19 protein-coding genes and 1 pseudogene are annotated in these 19,812 nt (G+C 36.4%); 18 read left to right on the top strand and 2 right to left on the bottom strand.

Annotation, left to right across the window (positions count from 1 at the left end):
- Positions 1-144 precede the first annotated feature (144 nt).
- The 12 genes from L950_RS08910 to L950_RS08860 all read left to right on the top strand — a co-directional run bounded on the left by L950_RS08910 (position 145) and on the right by L950_RS08860 (position 11,095).
- Positions 145-1,467, top strand: a complete 1,323-nt coding sequence (locus tag L950_RS08910; protein WP_021189314.1) for a hypothetical protein — start codon at positions 145-147, stop codon at positions 1,465-1,467.
- Positions 1,433-2,089 (top strand): LPS export ABC transporter periplasmic protein LptC, encoded by a 657-nt coding sequence (gene lptC, locus L950_RS08905; RefSeq protein ID WP_021189313.1) that lies wholly within the window; start codon positions 1,433-1,435, stop codon positions 2,087-2,089. Before L950_RS08910 ends, lptC begins: the two co-directional genes overlap by 35 nt.
- Positions 2,090-2,249: 160 nt before the next feature.
- Entirely contained in the window at positions 2,250-4,355 is a 2,106-nt protein-coding gene (locus tag L950_RS08900; protein WP_021189312.1) for a SurA N-terminal domain-containing protein, read from the top strand.
- Between the two features lie 61 nt (positions 4,356-4,416).
- Complete coding sequence (locus L950_RS08895; protein WP_021189311.1) at positions 4,417-4,929, top strand: DUF2480 family protein; 513 nt, start codon at positions 4,417-4,419, stop codon at positions 4,927-4,929.
- Between the two features lie 41 nt (positions 4,930-4,970).
- On the top strand, positions 4,971-5,756 hold the full coding sequence (locus tag L950_RS08890; protein ID WP_021189310.1) for a DUF3108 domain-containing protein: 786 nt from the start codon (positions 4,971-4,973) through the stop codon (positions 5,754-5,756).
- An 8-nt stretch (positions 5,757-5,764) separates the two neighbouring features.
- Positions 5,765-6,328 (top strand): DUF3109 family protein, encoded by a 564-nt coding sequence (locus L950_RS08885; RefSeq protein WP_021189309.1) that lies wholly within the window; start codon positions 5,765-5,767, stop codon positions 6,326-6,328.
- Positions 6,329-6,386: 58 nt separating this feature from the next.
- Positions 6,387-7,358, top strand: a complete 972-nt coding sequence (locus L950_RS08880; RefSeq protein ID WP_021189308.1) for a polyprenyl synthetase family protein — start codon at positions 6,387-6,389, stop codon at positions 7,356-7,358.
- Between the two features lie 3 nt (positions 7,359-7,361).
- Entirely contained in the window at positions 7,362-8,420 is a 1,059-nt protein-coding gene (locus L950_RS08875) for a TerC/Alx family metal homeostasis membrane protein (RefSeq protein ID WP_021189307.1), read from the top strand.
- Positions 8,421-8,550: 130 nt separating this feature from the next.
- Positions 8,551-9,738 (top strand): aminopeptidase C, encoded by a 1,188-nt coding sequence (locus L950_RS08870; RefSeq protein ID WP_021189306.1) that lies wholly within the window; start codon positions 8,551-8,553, stop codon positions 9,736-9,738.
- A gap of 129 nt (positions 9,739-9,867) precedes the next feature.
- Positions 9,868-10,149 (top strand): thioredoxin domain-containing protein, encoded by a 282-nt coding sequence (locus tag L950_RS37205; protein ID WP_052764371.1) that lies wholly within the window; start codon positions 9,868-9,870, stop codon positions 10,147-10,149.
- Entirely contained in the window at positions 10,116-10,730 is a 615-nt protein-coding gene (locus tag L950_RS26250; protein ID WP_052764370.1) for a TlpA family protein disulfide reductase, read from the top strand. The genes L950_RS37205 and L950_RS26250 overlap by 34 nt, the downstream gene beginning before the upstream one ends.
- Positions 10,730-11,095 carry a hypothetical protein gene (locus tag L950_RS08860; protein WP_031287856.1) on the top strand — a complete coding sequence of 122 codons (366 nt, stop codon included), beginning with the start codon at positions 10,730-10,732 and terminating at the stop codon, positions 11,093-11,095. Before L950_RS26250 ends, L950_RS08860 begins: the two co-directional genes overlap by 1 nt.
- A 79-nt stretch (positions 11,096-11,174) precedes the next feature.
- Here L950_RS08860 and L950_RS08855 read toward each other — a convergent pair whose 3' ends face one another.
- Complete coding sequence (locus L950_RS08855; protein ID WP_021189305.1) at positions 11,175-12,224, bottom strand: NAD(P)-dependent alcohol dehydrogenase; 1,050 nt, start codon at positions 12,222-12,224, stop codon at positions 11,175-11,177.
- An 80-nt stretch (positions 12,225-12,304) separates the two neighbouring features.
- Positions 12,305-14,421: pseudogene (locus tag L950_RS08850) on the bottom strand (prolyl oligopeptidase family serine peptidase).
- 149 nt (positions 14,422-14,570) lie between these two features.
- Between L950_RS08850 and L950_RS35190 the strand changes: the two are divergent.
- The 6 genes from L950_RS35190 to prfA all read left to right on the top strand — a co-directional run bounded on the left by L950_RS35190 (position 14,571) and on the right by prfA (position 19,714).
- Positions 14,571-15,743: a M1 family metallopeptidase gene (locus tag L950_RS35190; RefSeq protein WP_052764369.1), complete on the top strand. Its 1,173-nt coding sequence runs from the start codon at positions 14,571-14,573 to the stop codon at positions 15,741-15,743.
- A 62-nt stretch (positions 15,744-15,805) separates the two neighbouring features.
- Positions 15,806-16,708 carry a HEAT repeat domain-containing protein gene (locus L950_RS35185; RefSeq protein ID WP_052764368.1) on the top strand — a complete coding sequence of 301 codons (903 nt, stop codon included), beginning with the start codon at positions 15,806-15,808 and terminating at the stop codon, positions 16,706-16,708.
- 133 nt (positions 16,709-16,841) lie between these two features.
- Positions 16,842-17,591, top strand: coding sequence for a UDP-2,3-diacylglucosamine diphosphatase (locus L950_RS08840; RefSeq protein WP_021189303.1), 750 nt, complete (start codon positions 16,842-16,844; stop codon positions 17,589-17,591).
- Positions 17,579-18,157 (top strand): Crp/Fnr family transcriptional regulator, encoded by a 579-nt coding sequence (locus L950_RS08835; RefSeq protein ID WP_021189302.1) that lies wholly within the window; start codon positions 17,579-17,581, stop codon positions 18,155-18,157. The genes L950_RS08840 and L950_RS08835 overlap by 13 nt, the downstream gene beginning before the upstream one ends.
- Positions 18,158-18,218: 61 nt before the next feature.
- On the top strand, positions 18,219-18,548 hold the full coding sequence (locus tag L950_RS08830) for a DMT family transporter (protein WP_021189301.1): 330 nt from the start codon (positions 18,219-18,221) through the stop codon (positions 18,546-18,548).
- A 92-nt stretch (positions 18,549-18,640) separates the two neighbouring features.
- Positions 18,641-19,714, top strand: a complete 1,074-nt coding sequence (gene prfA / locus L950_RS08825) for a peptide chain release factor 1 (RefSeq protein ID WP_021189300.1) — start codon at positions 18,641-18,643, stop codon at positions 19,712-19,714.
- Positions 19,715-19,812 lie beyond the last annotated feature (98 nt).

Here is a 19,812-nt window from a genome sequence, read left to right as displayed (position 1 = left end):
GATAGGATCATCTTAAAATATAAATTTGAACAGATTTTTAACCCGTTATACCGATCTTTTCGCATATTTTTAGAATCTTTGAAACACAAAACTTTAATATATTATTTATATAAAATAAAAGTTTCGCAACTTTAATCTATAATCATGCAGAAACGCTTTTTAAGCTCCATTACAAGTAAAGTACCTCAAGTGTTATTGACTTTAGGCTTATTATACAGCTCGTCAGCAGCATTTGCGCAGAAGTCGACGTCTGCATCACCTTATTCACAATTTGGCTTAGGTCAAATGCGTGAAGATCTACTACCTCAACATCGTGCGATGGGTGGCTTATCCACGGGTGTCCGTTACTTCGGTTCAGTTTATAATACGAATCCTAGTAATCCAGCTTCTTACTCTGCTGCCCAATTCAGTACTTTTGATGCCGGTCTATATGGAAATTTCACCCAATTGAGTTCGAAAAATAAGTCAGATAATACGGCAGATTTTGCTTTCAGTCATATCACAATGACCTTCCCAATGAAAAAAGCGGGCGGTATCAGTATCGGTCTTTTACCATACTCAGATTTAGGTTACAACTCAAACAGTACACAAAAAATAGACACCGTTAATTACAGAAAAACATTTACCGGAGAAGGTGGGTTAACAAAAGCTTATTTCGGATACGGTGTTAATATCACGAAGAATTTCAGTGTCGGAGCTAATATTTCTTACCTATTTGGTACGTTAAATGATTTTAGCCGACTTGAATTACCCTTTAACTACGGTCTGAACGTACAACAACAAGATAAACGTGAAATCCAAGGCGTAAGCTTTGACTACGGAGCGCAGTATTACAAAACGATCAATAAAGAATATTCTATAACAGTTGGTTATTCGGGATCATTGAATAATGCGATCCATGACCGCACAACATCATTTGTGACGCGTACGCTACCCTCAAACAATAGTGATGACACAAACATCGCTTTGGATACAGTGAGTCAAACTGAGCGAACAAGAAGAGATTTAAACCTTCCATTAAAACATAATGTAGGTATTACTTTTGCCAGAACAAACCGTTGGTTAGTAGGGGCAGAATTCAAATATGCAGACTGGTCGAAATTTCAGGTAAGAAAAAACGAAGAAAACTTAAAAACAAATTATGGATTTGCAATCGGTGGACAAATCACACCAGATCCAACTTCATTTAAATACACAAGCTTAATGGATTACCGTATCGGCTTCCGTTATAACAGAACGCAATACTTTATCAACAAACAGGATATCAATGATATGGCTATTACCTTTGGTGTTGGCCTTCCATTAGCAAGAAATCCTTACAGTGGTGCATTTTCCAAAATCAATATCTCTGCAGAACTGGGACAAATGGGAACCATGAACAATAGCTTGATCAGAGAGAGATACGTCAACTTGAATGTTGGTTTTACTTTAAATGACCGTTGGTTTAGAAGAAACTCCATTGATTAATCAAGAGACTGATATGGCAACACATACAATTGCCTCAAAAAAGCATTATACATTGCCTCTACTGCTCCTCATTGCAGTAGGGGCAATCTTCTTTACGGCTTGTGAACCCGATTTAAAAGAAGTAGATCGGATCGCTAATCTTAAAAAAGAAGAAGCCGTTGATATCTCTCGTCACGTCGACGTCATCTATAGCGATTCAACGATCGTAAAAGCACGGATGACTGCTCCTGAAATGCGCATTAAACATGATAGTACGCAAGTGTATGAATTTCCTAAAGGTATCCAGATCATATTCTATGATAAAGATGTTAAAGAAACACAACGTATTATCTCGGATTATGCGATTCAGCATGAAGCGGCAAAAACAACAACATTCAAAAAGAACGTTGTCGTAACGATGGCAGACGGGTCAATCATTAAAACAGATGAAATCATCTACGATGAAGGCAAAGAATCTTTCTATAATAATATGTCTATAACGGCCTATTTCAAAGATAATAGAGGTAACCTACAAGGATCTTCCTTTACTTCTGATAAGGATTTTAAAAAAATAAATATCCAAAATTCAACAGGTGTCATGCTCGTAAAAGACAATAGTATGTTCCCTTCATTTGGTCAATAAAATTTGCTCAAAACAAATTTGGATGAAATAAGTTTCCCTTAATCAGAAATAATTACTCTTTTTTTTATAAAAATTGTATCTTGCACCGCATTTAGGCATACTATTTCCTAAATAATGGTATTTTAAGTATTTAAACAATAATAAACACAATAAACAGACTATGGGATTAATGAGCTTTTTGCGCAACCGAGCTGGTTTCATTTTAACTGGAGCTATGGCTGTGGCAATTCTAGCATTTTTATTAGGAGATGTTGTCAAATCTGGAACTCCGTTTTGGGCTAAAAACCAAAATCGCGTAGCAGAAATAAATGGAGAGAAAATCGATTTCCAAGAATTCAACCAACAAGTTGATCAAACAGCAGAAATGTTTAAGCAACAAATGGGTGGTAACTTGACTCCTCAAATGAAATCATATGCTGTACAACAGGTATGGAATCAATTGTTGCAAAAAGAAATCCTAAAAAGCGAGATTGAAAAAATCGGCTTAGAGGTTGGTAAGAATGAATTAAATGATTTAGTAACTGGTAATCGTCCTTCTAATCAAATCGTTCAAGCTTTTACTGATCCACAGACAGGTCAATTTAATCGTAACCAATTGTTAACATTCATTTCACAATTAAACACCGCGGGTAATCCTCAGGCAGCACAACAGTGGGAAATGTTATTAGCAGCTGTAAAGGAAGAACGTTTGAACAATAAATACACAAGTTTATTAAACAATAGTGTTTATGTTACTTCGTTAGAAGCTAATGATGAATATCAACAACGCAATAAATTAGCAAATTTCAAATATGTATTATTGGATTATGCTGGCGTTAAGGATAGTGAAATCAAAATCACGGATGCTGACTATCAAGCATATTACGATGAGCATAAAAACTCATTTAAAAATCAAGAAGAAACTCGCTCTATCGAGTATGTTGTTGTAGATGCACGTCCTACTGCAAAAGATATCGATTATGCAAAAGAGACTATCAATAGATTGAAAACTGAACTAGCAGCTTCAACAAACGATTCTTTATTTGCATCGATCAACTCAGACAATAAATACCCTTATACTTTTGTTAAAAAAGGTCAATTAAGCCCAGCATTGGATTCAGTACTTTTCAATGTTCCTGCTGGAACTATTGTAGGTCCTTACGAATCTAACGGTCTATTTGAGATTGCTAAAGTAGCACAAACGACTGTTGGACCTGACTCCGTAAAAGCTAGTCACATTTTATTGAACGCAACTGCTGAAGGTGGTGTTCAGAAAGCATTAGCAAAAGCAGACTCAATCAAAGGTTTATTAGCGAAAGGAGAAAGCTTCTCTTCACTAGCTGTCCAATTCAGTACTGACCAAGGTAGTAAAGTAAATGGTGGTGAACTTGGTACATTCCCTCGTGGACAAATGGTTCCTGTTTTTGATAACGCTGTATTCAACGGAAAAACAGGTGATATTAAAGTTGTGGAATCACAATTTGGTGTACATATCATCAAAATCGAGAATCAAATTGGCTCTGCAAAATATGTTAAAGCTGCGATCGTAGATAAAGCGATAATCAGTGGTAAAGAAACACTAAACACGGCACATAGCAAAGCAAATGCTTTCTTAACTGCAGCTACAGCACAAAACTTTGCTCAAGAAGCTCAAAAATTAGGATTGAAAGCAACTACTGCAACTCGTGTTTTAGCAATGGACAATACATTGGACGGCAATGAAGCTCCAAGAGAATTGATCAAATGGGCATTCGAAGCTAAAAAAGATGATATTTCTGATCGTGTATTTGAAACAGAACAATCGTATATATTAGCACGTCTTGTTGATGTACAACCTAAAGGTATCCTGCCTTTAGCAACTGTGAAAAAAGATATTGAGCCTGCTGTAAAAAACGCAGTTAAAGCAAAACTATTGACAGAGAAAATGAATGCTGCTTTAAGCGGTGCTGGTTCTCTTGATCAGGTAGGACAGAAATTAGGTAAAACTCCAGTAGCGGTTGAAAATATCGTATTGGCAAATCCAGTTATCCCTGGAGTTTCTTTAGAAAACAAAGTGGTAGGTACTGTATTTGGTTTACAACCGAACAAACCATCTAAAGCAATTGAAGGTGCACAAGGTGTATATGCTGTTCAAGTGAATGGCTTTGTTAACCCAGCTGCGATTCCTGATTTAAATGCTCAGAAAAAACAAATTTTAGCAGGAAAACTTCAACGTTCTTGGGCTTCAATTTTCAAAGCTTTACAAGATAAATCAGAAATCACTGACAATCGCGTGAAATTCTTTTAAGATAATTTTAATTAACTTTGTAGCCGGACGAGTATATCGTCCGGCTTTTTTATTATTTGATATGGATATTCAAACCGACATTGTAAATAAAGTTGCTCAGAGTGGTATTATCACTGTAGATCTTGCGAAGTTCAAGCCATCAGGTGAACTTGTTGAATATGATATTAAAGACAATCTATTTCATGGCCTGATCTTAAAAGAGAAAGACTTTAGAGATTTTATAAAAACACATGACTGGTCAGCTTATGCAGGCAAACATGTCGCAATTACATGTTCGACTGATGCTATTGTCCAGACATGGGCATATATGCTGTTAGCGACCAAATTAGAGCCGTTTGCAAAGACTGTTGTATTTGGAGATCTTGCTGAACTCGAACGTATTCTATACGCCCAAACTATAGCCGAAATTGATATGTCTGAATATACTGATCAACGCGTTGTTGTAAAAGGATGTGGAGATATCAAAATTCCGGAATCGGCTTTCGTTCAGTTCTCTACTGCCTTGGCAAAAGTTGCGAAAAGTATCATGTATGGAGAACCTTGTTCTACCGTTCCTGTATTTAAACGTAAATAGCGGTATTCGTAATTTCAAAATATTTTTGTATTCTTACGTATATGAAAAAGCTAGTCTCGTTAATACTCTTAGTGCTCAGTTTCTGCGGTCAGATATTTGCTCAAGAACTTCCTCATTTGAAAGAAGCCGCTTTTAAAGGCGGAGAAAAATTAGAGTACAAATTAAAGTATGGTTTTCTATCTGCGGCAACTGGCCTATTGACGGTAACAGATACTAAATCAGGTAGCGGGGCACCGGCATTCCGGTTATATGCAACTGGGAAAACTGCCGGAGCATTTGCTTTATATACAGTTAAGAACGAATACAACTCCTATATAGATGGTAAGACTTACCTGCCTTATTATTATACTGAAAACATCAGAGAAGGAGGCTACAGACGGAATGATAAGGTTACTTTCGATCAAAAGACAAGATCAGTAAGCGGAAATAAAGGAGACTTCAAAAGTGTAGTATCTCAAACATTTGATTTACTATCAGCATACTATTTTGCGCGCAATTTAGACCTTTCGTCTGTCAAGCCAGGAGAGTCATTTAAATTGACTTATTTTTTAAACGACGAGATCGCCACATTAGGAATTAAATATATTGGTGTAGAAACCATAAAAACAGATTTAGGATCGTTAGAATGTCTTAAATTCAGTCCTGAAATAAAGCCAGGAAGAATTTTCAAGAAAAACAGTAAGTTATATCTTTGGGTAACCAATGATGGGAATCGTATCCCTGTAAAAGCTAACGTAGACATTTTAATTGGTTCTGTCACATTAGAACTCTTAAAAGCCGAAGGCTTGAAACATAAACTCGGACAACGTGCGAGTTATTCAAAATAAAAAATATCATGATAGAAGTAGGAAATGTATTAGTGCACGAAGATTTGATTAACAATGATTTCGTATGCAATCTTTCCAAATGCAAAGGCATTTGCTGTATAGAAGGAGATTCCGGCGCTCCATTAAAACAAAATGAGCTGGCCATACTTGCGGAGATATATCCAAAAGTAAAACCTTACATGACAGCTAAGGGTATAGAAGCCATAGAAGATCAAGGCACACATGTCATTGATATGGACGGAGATTTAACAACCCCATGTGTCGATGGTAATAAAGAATGTGCATATGTTACCTGGGAAAATGGTATCACAAAATGTGCCATTGAGAAAGCATATGAGCTTGGAGATATCAACTGGAAAAAGCCCATTTCCTGTCACCTATACCCTATTCGTACGACAACTTATCCTGAATTTGATGTGCTTCATTACGACAGATGGCACATCTGCAAAGATGCATGTACTTTTGGAAAAGAACTACAGGTTCCTGTATACAAGTTTCTAAAAGATCCGTTGATTCGGGAATATGGTGACGAATGGTACCAAAAATTAGAGAATGCGGTAGATTCATTATAATCTATTGCTTATATTTATAGACATTTAAGGAGATTATAGTGGTTTTTAACCATCTTGCATGCTGAAATTAAAAGAAATACAACGTCCCATCCTCAAGGAATTGGCAACTTTTGAAACTGAATTTAAAGCTTCAATGAAAAGTTCAATCCCTCTATTAGATCGTATTACAGGATATATTGTGAAAACCAAAGGAAAACAGATGCGTCCAATGTTTGTTTTCTTTTCGGCAGGTCTGTGCAACGGTATAAAAGAATCCACCTATCGTGGCGCTTCCTTAGTTGAGTTGCTTCATACAGCGTCATTGGTTCATGATGATGTTGTAGACAATGCAAATGAACGAAGAGGTTTCTTTTCTGTGAACGCACTCTGGAAAAATAAAGTATCCGTTCTAGTCGGTGATTTTTTACTTTCCAAAGGATTGCTTCTTTCAGTAAAGCATCATGAATACGACTTACTGAAAATTGTTTCAGAGGCCGTTGAACAAATGAGTGAAGGTGAATTATTACAGATTGAAAAAGCACGAAAACTAGATATCGAAGAATCAATCTATTTTGAAGTCATCCGTCAGAAGACAGCTTCATTGATTGCTTCCTGTTGTGCTTGTGGAGCATCATCATCTGGTGCCGATGCGACGACCGTTCAGAAACTACATGCATTTGGCGAAAAAATAGGTATAGCCTTTCAAATAAAAGATGATTTATTTGATTTTGGAATCGACGATGTGGGCAAGCCACTCGGTAATGATATCAAAGAGAAAAAAATGACTCTACCACTGATATATGCATTGAGTCAAGCGGACAAATCAGAAAAAAGAAGAATCATCAATCTGGTAAAAAACCATAGTGATGACAATAAAAAAGTAGCAGAAGTCATCGAGTTTGTAAGACAAAGTGGTGGATTGGAATATGCAACAGAAAAAATGTTGGATTACCAAAAAGATGCTTTTAAAATATTAGATGAATTTCCTGATAATGAATATAAAACAGGATTATTACAACTTGTCAAATTTACAACTGAAAGAAAAAAATAGAAAATGAGTCACGAGATCATGTTTTTTGGAGGATTTTTAATCTTCATTATTTTAATGTTAGCGATCGATTTAGGAGTGTTTTCAAAAGGAGACAAAACTGTATCCCTAAAAAGTGCCGCCATCATGAGTATAATCTGGGTATTATTAGCATTAGGCTTCTACTGGGTTTTACGTCACTATGGCCATGAATTACACAACATTCAAGATCTAGATCATCTGCAACAAGTCATCAAAGCTCATCTGCATGACGTTAAAATCATACCTGGAGATCTGGAAGGGAGTATTGCGTTATACAATAACAACCTAGCCCTAGAATTTATAACAGGCTATGTAGTAGAATATGCCCTATCTGTCGATAATATCTTCGTTATGGTGCTCTTATTTTCATCTTTTGGTATTCCAGAGCGTTACTACCATAAAGTATTGGTATGGGGCGTAATTGGAGCTGTATTAATGCGTTTCATATTCATCTTCTTAGGAGCAGCATTGATTACAAAATTCGGGTGGATCTTATACATCTTCGGTGGATTCTTATTGATTACCGGTATTAAGATGTTCTTAAATAGAAATCAAGAGGAAGAAGTAGATCCACAAAACCATCCTGTGGTAAAATTTGCATCTAAATATTTTAAGGTGACGCCTAAATTAGATGGTGGTCACTTTTTCCATATTGAAAATGGTGTCAAATATATGACACCTTTATTCTTGGTTCTGTTGGTAATTGAATTTACCGATTTAATTTTTGCTGTAGATTCTATTCCAGCGATCTTCTCGGTAACAAAAGATGCATACGTCGTATTTTTCTCAAATATCTTCGCGGTATTAGGATTGCGCTCTATGTTCTTCTTATTGGTTAATATCATTCACAAATTCCATTACCTGAAGGTAGGATTAGCATTTTTACTAATTTTCATCGGATTAAAAATGTTACTGCATCACTGGTTGGTACAAATTGGTTTTTCAACATCACATTCATTGATTATTATCGTCAGTATTTTGGTGATCAGTGTCGTCGCGTCATTGGTATTTCCTAAAAAACCAGATCTCAAAATAGAAAATTAATAAAAAACGGGGCTTTAAAAGCCCCGTTTTTTGTTAAGCACAATTTTATTACAATCAAATTGTAAGAATGTCATGATGGTAAATGAATTTATTTTTAATTTAGCATCATAAAATCATTAACTTTTAAAAAATGAATTGGAATAAATCACTCGTATTGGCAGCATCACTATTTGCAGCTTCATTACAAGTAGTACAGGCTCAGGATAATTTAATCAATGCCTTAAAAACAAATCAAAATGATAACAGTAAGGCTGGCTTTACTTTTACCGAAATCATTAATCTAAAAAATACTTCGATCAAAAACCAAGGTTCTTCCGGTACTTGCTGGTCATATTCTGGGAATTCATTCCTAGAGTCTGAAATGATTCGTATGGGAAAAGAACCTGTAGAAATTTCACAGATTTTCTCTGCTCGTAATACTTATTTAGGAAAAGCAAAAAACTACGTGCGTTTACACGGTGGATTATCTTTAGGCGAAGGTGGACAATTTCATGATGTTTTAAATGCGTTCCGCCACTATGGTGCTTTGCCACAAACAGAGTACACAGGCCTACACTATGGATCTGATAAAAACAACTTTGGTGAAATGACCAATATGTTGGATGCCATGTTAGCTACTTTTGTAAAAAGCAAGACGTTAACTCCAAACTGGGAAAAAGCATACACTGCAGCAATGGATTCGTACCTAGGTGAGGTCCCTAAAAGCTTCCAATACAAAGGTAAAAGCTATACACCTCGTACATTTGCTGATCAAGTAATTGGTATCAACCCTGATGAATATGTCGGTATTGCCTCTGTTACAGATCAACCTTACTACAATAAATTTGTATTATTGATTCCTGATAACTGGTCATTTGATAATTTTTATAATGTTCAAATCAATGACCTGACTGATATCATTGACAATGCATTGAATAATGGTTATACAGTAGCTTGGGCAACAGATGTTTCTGAAAAAAGCTTTAGCTGGAAAAATGGTGTTGCTTATGTCCCTGCAAAACCATTCGAGCAAATGACCCCACAGGAACAACAAGAAATGTTTGTTGGACCAAAACCTGAGGCTAAAATTACAGCTGAACAAAGACAGACTGCTTTCGACAACTACCAAACAACTGATGATCATGGTATGCACATCGTTGGATTAGCCAAAGATCAAACAGGCAAAGAGTATTATATCGTTAAAAACTCTTGGGGTGTGACAAACGATTATAAAGGTTACTTGTATGTAACAAAAGAGTTTGTTCGTTACAAAACAACATCACTTTTAGTTCATAAAGATGGAATTCAAAAAGGTTTAAAGTCCAAAATGAAGATCTAGGCCTATAAAAAGCACCATTCTACAAATAGGTTACAGAAATAAATTTCTGTAACCTATTTTTTTTACAATTTTATTACATAACTTTAATTTCAAGAAATGATTAAGTGAGCAACTTCTTAGAGACTGGTTATGAAAAAGATATTATTATTCCTCCTTATTTTACCCTTTGCCGTTATAGGTCAAGAAAAAGGAATAACATTTGAGCACGGATTGAACTGGAGCCAAATTAAAGAAAAAGCAAAAAAAGAAAACAAATTTATCTTTGTGGATTTGTTTACTACCTGGTGTGGTCCTTGTAAATACATGAGTGCTAGTGTATTTTCACAAACAAAGTGGGAGATTTCTTCAATTCTAAATTTGTTAATACCAAAATCCAAATGGATAAAACGGACAAGGACAGTGAAGAAGTGAAAGCATGGTATGAAGAAGCCGAGCGGTTCGGTAAAGACTACAAAATTGCCGCATATCCTACCTTCTTAATTTTCAATCCTCAAGGTGAACTTGTGCACCGTATGGTCGGAGGTGGCGATGCTGATGAATTTATTGAGCGGAGTAAAGATGCTTTAAAACCTGAAACACAGTATTATGCCTTGTTAAAAGCGTTTAACGAGAATCCAACAGATTTATCATTAGCGCACCGTATGGTTAGAGCTGCGAACACAGCTTATGATGAAGCTACTGTGACACAAGCTGAAGATATCATTATCTCCCATACCAAACCTGAAAATTTAACGAAAGAATGTGCAGCCTATCTCGTGGCAAACACACACACATCCCGATCTAAAGCTTTCGAGCTACTACGGGATAATCCTGAAAAAATTGATGCTTTATTAGAAAAAAATGGCGCGGCAAATCGTGTACTTGCCACTGTGGCCATCAATGAAGTATTAGGAACTAAAATTGATTTCAATACAGAACCTGATTGGGAAGCTTTAAAAACCGAAATATCCGGCAAATACGCTAACATCAATTTGATCCAATCTTCAAATTGATGAAGGCACAGTATTATGTACAATCGCGTAATTGGTCTTCTTTAACAAATATTGTTGACAGCTATTTAACATCTGAAGATCTAAATTCAAATCAATTGAATAGTTATGCTTGGGAAATTTTTGAAAACAGTACCGATGCGGCATGTTTAGAAGCAGCTTTAAAATGGAGCAAAAGAGCTGTAGAACAAGATGTAAAAAGTGCATATTTAGACACTTATGCCAATTTATTGTATAAAAAAGGAGATAAGATAAATGCTATAAAATGGCAAGAAGAAGCATTATCTCTGGCGACAGAAGGCGAACAAGATAACTATCAGGATACACTAGCTAAAATGAAAAGTGATATCCCAACCTGGAATTTATAATACTCTTGAACATAATTATTAAATAGAAAAAGGGTTGAAAATTATTTATTTTCAACCCTTTTCGATACCGCAGAAATTATTAACTGTTTTTCAATGATTTCATATCGATTACAAAACGGTACTTCACGTCTGATTTAATCATACGTTCGTATGCATTATTGATATCTTGAATATTGATAACCTCAACATCTGAAACGATCTGGTGTTCACCACAGAAATCTAACATTTCCTGCGTCTCTTTGATACCACCGATCAACGATCCCGCTAAGTGTCTACGCTTACCGATCAGCAAACCACCATGAACTCCTGGTAATGGCTCTACAGCTCCCACAATACACATTGTTTTATCCAATTTTAAAAGACTTAAATATGGATTAACATCGTGACCTACTGGAATCGTATTCAATAAAAAGTCAAAAGTATTCGTATGCGCCTGCAATTGTGACGCATCTTTAGAAATCAAAACTTCATCAGCACCTAATTTCTTTGCATCTTCACCCTTTTCTGGAGAAGTTGTAATCATGACAACATGTGCACCCATCGCTTTCGCAAATTTAACACCCATATGCCCTAATCCTCCAAGGCCAATAACACCAACTTTATCACCTTTTTTCACATTCCAGTGACGCAAAGGCGACCATGTTGTAATACCGGCACACAATAGAGGAGCAGCTGCTTTCACATCAATTGTTGTCGGGATACTCAGAACAAAATCTTCTTCTACAACGATATTCTCCGAGTAGCCACCATAAGTAATACCACCATGTTTAGATTTAGCACTGTTATAAGTGCCGATCATCCCACTTTCGCAGTACTGCTCCAACCCTTCATCACAAGGATTACAGTGCTTGCATGATTCGACCATACAGCCTACACCAACAAGGTCACCGACCTTATATTTTGTCACATTTGGCCCTACGGCCAACACACGCCCAATAATTTCATGGCCAGGAACTACGGGGTAATGTGGCTGTCCCCATTCTGCTCTTGCTGTATGAATGTCACTATGGCAAACACCACAATATTCAATATCAATAAAAACATCCTTATCCTGCAAATCCCGGCGTTGAATATGATGTGGTTTTAAATCTTCGGCCTCCGAAAAGGCTGCATATGCTTTTGTACTCATCTTAGTTTGTTTTAAGTAAAAGTAGCTCTTTTAATAAAAAATCCACTCTTGTCGGGAGTGGATTTACTTTGAAATGATATTTATTTTAGTGCTTTAATTCCCATATTCCACAGGGTAAAAGCATATTTATCAGCTGTTTCATTAATCACCACTTCTGTCGAACGACCTGCCCCATGACCCGCTTTTGTTTCAATCCGAATAAGAACAGGACGATCACACTTCTGTTTTGCCTGTAATTCTGAAACAAACTTATAAGAATGTGCCGGCACTACACGGTCATCATGATCTCCGGTGGTAACCAATGTCGCAGGATAACAAACACCTTCTTTAACATTATGTACAGGTGAATATCCCTTCAGATAATCAAACATCTCTTTGCTGTCATTAGCAGTACCATAATCATATCCCCAACCTGCTCCAGCTGTAAATGTATGGTAACGTAACATATCCAGCACGCCTACTGCTGGTAAAGCTACTTTTGCAATAGTTGGATCTAACGTAATGGTTGCCCCAACGAGCAATCCTCCATTTGAACCTCCAGATAGTGCAGTATAATCAGGAGAAGTATAGCCATTGCTCTGTAAATACTTTGCTGCGGCAATAAAATCGTTAAACACATTCAGCTTATTAAACTGACGGCCACCATCATGCCATTTTTGGCCATATTCGCCGCCACCTCGTAAGTTTGCGACAGCATATACGCCGCCATTTTGAATCCAATTGGCTGTAGATACACTAAAACCAGGAGTCAAACTGATATTAAAACCACCATAACCATAAACAATAGTCGGATTTTTACCATCCAGCTTCAATCCCTTTTTGTGCGTGATGATCATTGGAACTTTTGTTCCATCTTTTGATGTGTAGAAAACCTGTTTAGATTCAAACTCATCAGAATTAAACTTCACTTTAGGTTTAATATAAACCTCAGATTGTCCATTGTCTACATTAAATGTAAAACTTGTAGATGGGGTGATGTAATTGGAAAAACCGTAATAGATTGTTTTTTCCTTTTTCTTACCCGAAAAACCTGCAGCAGTTCCTACACCCGGTAATTTGATCTCACGAATTTTTTTACCTGTATAATCGTATTGTTCAATAACTGAAATGGCATCTTTAAGATAATTGGCAAATAAATAACCACCACCAGTCGAAACTTTAAGGACATTTTCCGTTTGAGGAATAACATCAATCCAGTTCTTCGATTCAGGTTGACGAATGTTCATCTTCACCAATTTATTATTTGGTGCATTTAAATTTGTTTGCACATAAAAAGTATCGCCATCATTATCAATGATACTTGTGTTACTGTCAAATCCACTTAAGATGTTGATGATCTTACTTCCAGGCTTAGATAAATCCTGTACATACAATTCATTGCCGGTCGTTGTATTTGCGGCAGAAATGATTAAAAACCGCTCATCATCCGTTAAGTTGGCACCGATATAACGGCGTTGAACAGCAGCTCCACCGAAAATCATTTTATCTTTTGCCTGTGCGGTACCTAGTTGATGAAAATAAACTTTATGCTGATCTGTTTTCTCCGATAATTCTGAGCCTTTCGGTTTATCATAGCTGGAGTAATAAAATCCAGTATTCCCCTTCCATGCAATGCCTGAGAATTTGATATCAATTAACGTCTCACCAATTTGTTTTTTATCAGCAGTATTCAAAATAATTACTTTTCTCCAATCCGAGCCTCCTTCTGAAATAGAATAAGCCATCAAACTACCGTCTTTTGAAAAACTTACATCTGACAAAGAAGTTGATCCATCTTTAGAAAATGTATTTGGATCTAAAAAGACCTCTTCCTTTCCACCTTTATTTGATTTTCTATATAGAACGGCGTGTTGCTGCAAACCATCATTTTATAAAAATAAGTATAAGCACCCTCTATAAAAGGAGTTCCAACTTTCTCATAATTCCAAATATCTGTCAATTGTTGTTTCAGCTGATCGCGATATGGAATCTGAGCTAAATAATCATACGTCACTTTATTTTGCGCAACAACCCAAGATTTTGTATCCGCTGCTAAGTCATTTTCCAACCAACGGTAAGGATCTGGAACTGATTCGCCAAAGAACTGATCAACTACCTGACCTTTTTTTGTTTCTGGATATTTCAATTCTTGTGCGTTTCCAAGATGTACGGACGACATAGCTATTACTGTTAAAATTAAACTCAGTTTTTTATTCATGTTATTTTCAAATGAGGTTATAAACAAATTTAATAAATTATAACGTGTTTCAGCGCCGCTTAAATAATTAGATTAGGCAAACATTTTTTCAACAAAATTCGTTTACTACAGAAAATATCGCAAATTGCCTAAGTATAAATTAACATCCAATGATTCATAAAATATTTTTAACGCTAAGTGTACTAACTGCTGCCAGCTTAACAACAGTAATAGCACAACCTAATCAAGCGTTACCGATCAATCAATACCGGGTCACAGAGACTAAAATCAATGATTTGGTCCATACTAAACTGAATGTAAAATTTGATTACGGAAAACGCTACCTATATGGAGAAGAATGGTTGACGCTAAAACCTCACTTCTATCCGACCGACTCTTTACGCTTAGATGCCAAAGGGATGGACATAAAAGAGATTGCACTACAAGAAGGTAATCAAAAAACACCGCTCAAATATGATTATGATGGCGAATCGCTATTCATTAACTTGGGAAAACCATTTCAAGGGACCGAGAAATACACCATTTATATAGCCTACACCTCTAAACCAGATGAATTAAAAGCCAAAGGCAGTGCGGCAATTTCCGATGCAAAAGGATTGTATTTTATCAACCCGGATGGAAAAGTTCCAAATAAACCGATCCAGATATGGACACAGGGTGAAACGGAGGCCTCTTCGGCCTGGTTTCCTACCATAGATAAACCAAATCAAAAAACTACTTCTGAAATCTCCATTACGGTGCAGGACCATTATACAACCCTTTCTAATGGAGCGTTAACAGCACAGCTTAAAAATACGGATGGTACCCGAACAGATACTTGGAAAATGACCCAAGCTCATGCTCCATACTTATTTATGATGGCCGTTGGTGATTTCAAAATAACAAATGATCACTACAAATCCATTCCGGTGGATTATTACCTTGAACCAAAATACGCTCCATATGCGAAAGATATATTCGGTAAAACACCAGCAATGATGGCTTACTACAGTCAAATTTTAGGCGTAGAATATCCCTGGAATAAATATGCCCAAGTAGTTGCGCGAGACTATGTATCGGGAGCTATGGAAAATACAACCGCAACTTTACATGGTGAACCGGTACAAAAGACAACACGGGAATTACTAGATGATAATGAGGAAGGAACTATTGCCCATGAGCTATTTCATCAATGGTTCGGTGATTTAGTAACAGCCGAATCATGGTCAAATCTGACCATGAATGAATCTTTTGCTACATTCGGAGAGGTGATATGGCGCGGTCACGATGGCGGACAAGATAAAGAAGATAAATCTCGGTTTGAAAAACTGCAAGTTATTTAAGATCGACCAAAAATGGAATAAGCCCTACCTTAGCACGCTTTCATTATAACGATAAAGAAGATATGTTTGATAATATTTCCTATTCAAAAGGATCGGTAATTCTCTATGCATTAAAAAATCAGATGGGAGATGCTGCTTTCTATAAATCGTTACAAAAATATTTAACAGACAATGCCCATAAAACAGGAGAAACGCACCAGCTTCGACTTGCTATGGAAGAAATAACAGGTAAAGATTGGAGTCCATATTTCAATCAATGGTATTATCAAGGCGGTCATCCTATTTTAAATATCCAATATAGTTATGAAAACGGAGCGCAGAAATTAGCCATTAAGCAGATGCAGGATGTCAGCGTACAAACGTTCACTTTACCTTTAAGCATCGATTTTTATACGGCAAATGGAAAAGAGACTAAAAGTATTCTTATTAATCAGCGAGCACAGGAATTTAGTTTTCCTTTTGAACAAAAACCTGATTTTATCGATTTTGATCCTGCTAAAATATTGGTTGGTGAGGTTATCGATAATAAAACAATGTCCGACTATACGTATCAATATCAAAATGTACCGACCTATTATAACCGTATTAAAGCAATTGGATATGCCTTACAGAATAAAAATACGGAAACAACAAAATTGTTAATAGAAGCATTAAACGACAAAGAAGAAGATCTTAGAGCTGCTGCAATTCAAGGATTGGATTTAACAGACCCATCCGTTAAAAATAGTGTTGAAGCAAAAATTATCTCCATGGCGCAACAGGATCCCAAAACGAAAGTAAGAGCTTCAGCATTGGTCGCATTAGGAAATAGCGGTAATCATAAATACTTGCCTATTATTGAAAAAGGTCTAAAAGAACAATCCTATGCTGTATTAAGTGCATCATTGCTGGCCATAAAAAAATCGCTCCTTCAAAATTGGATAAATCAATTGAATCATTGGATTCCGAAGCAAAAGCATATTTAGCACCATTCATCAAACAGCTTAAAGAAAAACGCTGATGGTAATTAATGGATGTTATTTCCATTAAAAATTAGAATTGTAAAAAACAAATTTATCGAAGTTTGAAATCCGAAGTGATTTAGGTAGTTTTGACCACATGTCAACAGGAAAAAATATCTATTTCGCTTCGGATTTTCATTTGGGATCTTATCCACAAAGTAAATCCAAAGAAAGGGAACGTCTAATTATATCTTGGCTTGATCATATTAAAGATGATGTTGCTGAATTATATTTAGTTGGTGATATTTTTGACTTTTGGTTTGAATACAGTACCGTTGTACCAAAAGGATATATTCGTTTTCTAGGAAAACTGGCAGAATTGGTGGATAAGGGAGTCAAATTAACCATCTTTAAAGGAAATCATGACATGTGGATGTTCGATTATTTTAAAAACGAACTGCAAGCAACTATTGTCGATGACGAACTACTCATAAACCGAGATCAAAAATCTTTTTATCTCCATCATGGTGATGGCTTAGGTGCGGGAGATCGTAAATATAAAATCTTAAAAAAATTCTTCCGAAGTAAGACCTGTCAATGGCTATTTGCAAGATTGCACCCAAATTTAGGAATCGGCATTGCCACACGCTGGTCAAAACACAGTCGACTTGCTAATCATGAAGATGAGCATTTTTTAGGTGAAGATCAGGAATGGCTCATTGGTTATGCAAAAGAAATGGAAGCCAAGCAGCACCATGATTTCTACATTTTCGGACATCGTCATTTACCTTATGACATCAAACTTTCGGATCAGAGCCGAGTGATAAACTTAGGTGAATGGATGAATTACCAGACCTATGCAGTCTGGGATGGTCATAAACTAAAACTTGAAAAATGGTCAAAATAAAAAAAAGTTTACGCGATTGCCTTTTGAGTTACTACCCCTTAGAAGCAGATGACATTGAGGCTATAGAAGCTATTACGACCGAAGTCCACATCCCTCGGAATACCATCATTATACAACAGGACAAACTGCAACATGATATCTACATACTATCATCAGGATTAGCACGCGTCTATTATGAAGTTCCTAATAGAGAAATCACACTTGATTTTAATGATGCAGGCTGTATGCTGATGTCGATCAATACCTACGCCCGAAATGAGCCTGGATATGAAAACATTGCTATTGTAGAAGATGCTACTTTATTTAAAATAAACTCTCCCGCCCTTTTCAGGTTGTATGAAGAAAATATTCGCATTGCTAACTTAGGGAGAAAAATTGCAGAGTACGAATTTATTAAAATTGAACAGAGAGCGATGTCCAAACTTTTCAATACTGCACAAAGTAGATATATGGATCTGCTAGACAAATACCCCACTTATATCAACCGTATCAAATTAGGTTACATTGCCTCCTATTTAGGAATTTCCCAAGTCACCCTAAGCCGTATCCGCGCCAACATTCGGTAATTTTTTAACATTAGTAAAAAATAATTACGCTAATTGTATCCATCTTTGCAAAAAAAAGGCTATGAATTGGATATTATTAATTTTAGGTGGGTTATTTGAAATTGGGTTTACCACCTGCTTAGGAAAGGCAAAACAAAGCGAAGGTTCTGCCATGTATCTTTGGTATTTCGGATTTGTCCTTTCCCTGTTTTTAAGCATGGGTTTACTAATCAAAGCAACGCAAACATTACCGCTCGGTACTGCGTATGCAGTTTGGACAGGAATTGGTGCCGTAGGAACAGTTTTAATCGGAATCTTCTTCTTTAAAGAACCTGCAGATTTTTGGCGCATATTCTTCATTTTCACTCTTATCGCATCTATTGTAGGCTTGAAGGCAGTTTCTTCACATTAAGCAATAGAACTATTATTAAATCGACAAAATTTCTTTACTTTTGTAAGCTTAAAAGCTCTTGCGCATGTCGCAGGGTTTGAATAATGTGAATTATGTTAGAAAAATTACAGGCGATAAAAGAAAGATGGGAAGAAGTGGAGGCTGAATTAAGCAATCCAGAGACCATCAAAGATATGAAGCGTTTTGCTAAATTAAATAAAGAATACAAAGATTTAGGCAAAATCGTAGATCAGTACCATATTTACAGAAATATGGTAAGCAATATCGATACCAATAAAGATATTATCAGCAATGAGAAAGATCAAGAACTTCGCGATATGGCGAAAGAAGAACTTGATGAATTATTAGTTGCAAAAGAAGAGAAGGAAGATGAAATCCGCATGATGCTGATTCCGAAAGATCCGGAAGATGATAAAAATGCAATTTTAGAGATTCGTGGTGGTACTGGTGGTGATGAAGCGGCATTATTTGCAGGTGATTTATACCGTATGTATACCCGTTTCTTTGAGACCAAAGGCTGGAGAGTTGAGGTTATGGATGTAACGGAAGGAACTTCTGGTGGTTACAAAGAGGTAATCTTGAAAGTAATCGGAGAAGATACTTACGGACAATTGAAATATGAATCAGGTGTACACCGAGTACAACGTGTTCCTGATACAGAAACGCAAGGTCGTGTCCATACTTCTGCGGCATCTGTTGCTGTTCTTCCAGAAGCTGAAGAAGTGGATGTTGACATCAACCCAGGAGATGTTGAGATGCATACGTCACGTTCAGGTGGTGCCGGTGGTCAGAACGTCAATAAGGTAGAAACAAAAGTACAGTTGACTCACAAACCTTCTGGTATTGTAGTGGTATGTCAAGTAGAACGTTCTCAATTAGCGAACCGTGAATTGGCAATGGAAATGCTTCGTACTAAACTTTACGAGATCGAATTGAACAAAAAGAACGGCGATATTGCAGCAAAAAGAAAAACTTTAGTCTCAACCGGTGACCGTTCTGCAAAAATTCGTACTTATAACTACCCTCAGGGAAGATTTACAGAGCACCGTATTGGAATGACAACATACAATTTACCAGCTATTTTGGACGGTGATATTCAGCCGATTATCGACGCATTACAGTTCGCTGAGAATGCAGAAAAGATGAAAGACGGAGCCGTAGACTAGTTTTTTTTAAATAATATTAGCAAATAAAGAAATAAACGCTATATTTGCACACCTTCAAGAGAGAAGGTAAACGGTCTGGTAGTTCAGCTGGTTAGAAT

The organism is Sphingobacterium sp. IITKGP-BTPF85 (assembly GCF_001006065.1).
GTDB lineage: Bacteria > Bacteroidota > Bacteroidia > Sphingobacteriales > Sphingobacteriaceae > Sphingobacterium > Sphingobacterium anhuiense.
Note: the sequence above shows the minus strand (reverse complement) of the source record. Positions and strands in the feature narration are given on the sequence as shown.

What these genes read in the sequence shown, in the direction of transcription:
- L950_RS08895 (WP_021189311.1), top strand. Translation starts at nt 4,417, where the DNA reads ATGGATATTCAAACCGACATTGTAAATAAAGTTGCTCAGAGTGGTATT.
- L950_RS08890 (WP_021189310.1), top strand. Translation starts at nt 4,971, where the DNA reads ATGAAAAAGCTAGTCTCGTTAATACTCTTAGTGCTCAGTTTCTGCGGT.
- L950_RS08840 (WP_021189303.1), top strand. Translation starts at nt 16,842, where the DNA reads ATGTCAACAGGAAAAAATATCTATTTCGCTTCGGATTTTCATTTGGGA.
- L950_RS08885 (WP_021189309.1), top strand. Translation starts at nt 5,765, where the DNA reads ATGATAGAAGTAGGAAATGTATTAGTGCACGAAGATTTGATTAACAAT.
- L950_RS08880 (WP_021189308.1), top strand. Translation starts at nt 6,387, where the DNA reads ATGCTGAAATTAAAAGAAATACAACGTCCCATCCTCAAGGAATTGGCA.
- L950_RS35185 (WP_052764368.1), top strand. Translation starts at nt 15,806, where the DNA reads ATGTTTGATAATATTTCCTATTCAAAAGGATCGGTAATTCTCTATGCA.
- L950_RS08855 (WP_021189305.1), bottom strand. Translation starts at nt 12,224, where the DNA reads ATGAGTACAAAAGCATATGCAGCCTTTTCGGAGGCCGAAGATTTAAAA.
- lptC (WP_021189313.1), top strand. Translation starts at nt 1,433, where the DNA reads ATGACCGTTGGTTTAGAAGAAACTCCATTGATTAATCAAGAGACTGAT.
- L950_RS08860 (WP_031287856.1), top strand. Translation starts at nt 10,730, where the DNA reads ATGAAGGCACAGTATTATGTACAATCGCGTAATTGGTCTTCTTTAACA.
- L950_RS26250 (WP_052764370.1), top strand. Translation starts at nt 10,116, where the DNA reads ATGGATAAAACGGACAAGGACAGTGAAGAAGTGAAAGCATGGTATGAA.
- L950_RS37205 (WP_052764371.1), top strand. Translation starts at nt 9,868, where the DNA reads ATGAAAAAGATATTATTATTCCTCCTTATTTTACCCTTTGCCGTTATA.
- prfA (WP_021189300.1), top strand. Translation starts at nt 18,641, where the DNA reads ATGTTAGAAAAATTACAGGCGATAAAAGAAAGATGGGAAGAAGTGGAG.
- L950_RS08875 (WP_021189307.1), top strand. Translation starts at nt 7,362, where the DNA reads ATGAGTCACGAGATCATGTTTTTTGGAGGATTTTTAATCTTCATTATT.
- L950_RS08835 (WP_021189302.1), top strand. Translation starts at nt 17,579, where the DNA reads ATGGTCAAAATAAAAAAAAGTTTACGCGATTGCCTTTTGAGTTACTAC.
- L950_RS08910 (WP_021189314.1), top strand. Translation starts at nt 145, where the DNA reads ATGCAGAAACGCTTTTTAAGCTCCATTACAAGTAAAGTACCTCAAGTG.
- L950_RS08830 (WP_021189301.1), top strand. Translation starts at nt 18,219, where the DNA reads ATGAATTGGATATTATTAATTTTAGGTGGGTTATTTGAAATTGGGTTT.
- L950_RS08900 (WP_021189312.1), top strand. Translation starts at nt 2,250, where the DNA reads ATGGGATTAATGAGCTTTTTGCGCAACCGAGCTGGTTTCATTTTAACT.
- L950_RS35190 (WP_052764369.1), top strand. Translation starts at nt 14,571, where the DNA reads ATGATTCATAAAATATTTTTAACGCTAAGTGTACTAACTGCTGCCAGC.
- L950_RS08870 (WP_021189306.1), top strand. Translation starts at nt 8,551, where the DNA reads ATGAATTGGAATAAATCACTCGTATTGGCAGCATCACTATTTGCAGCT.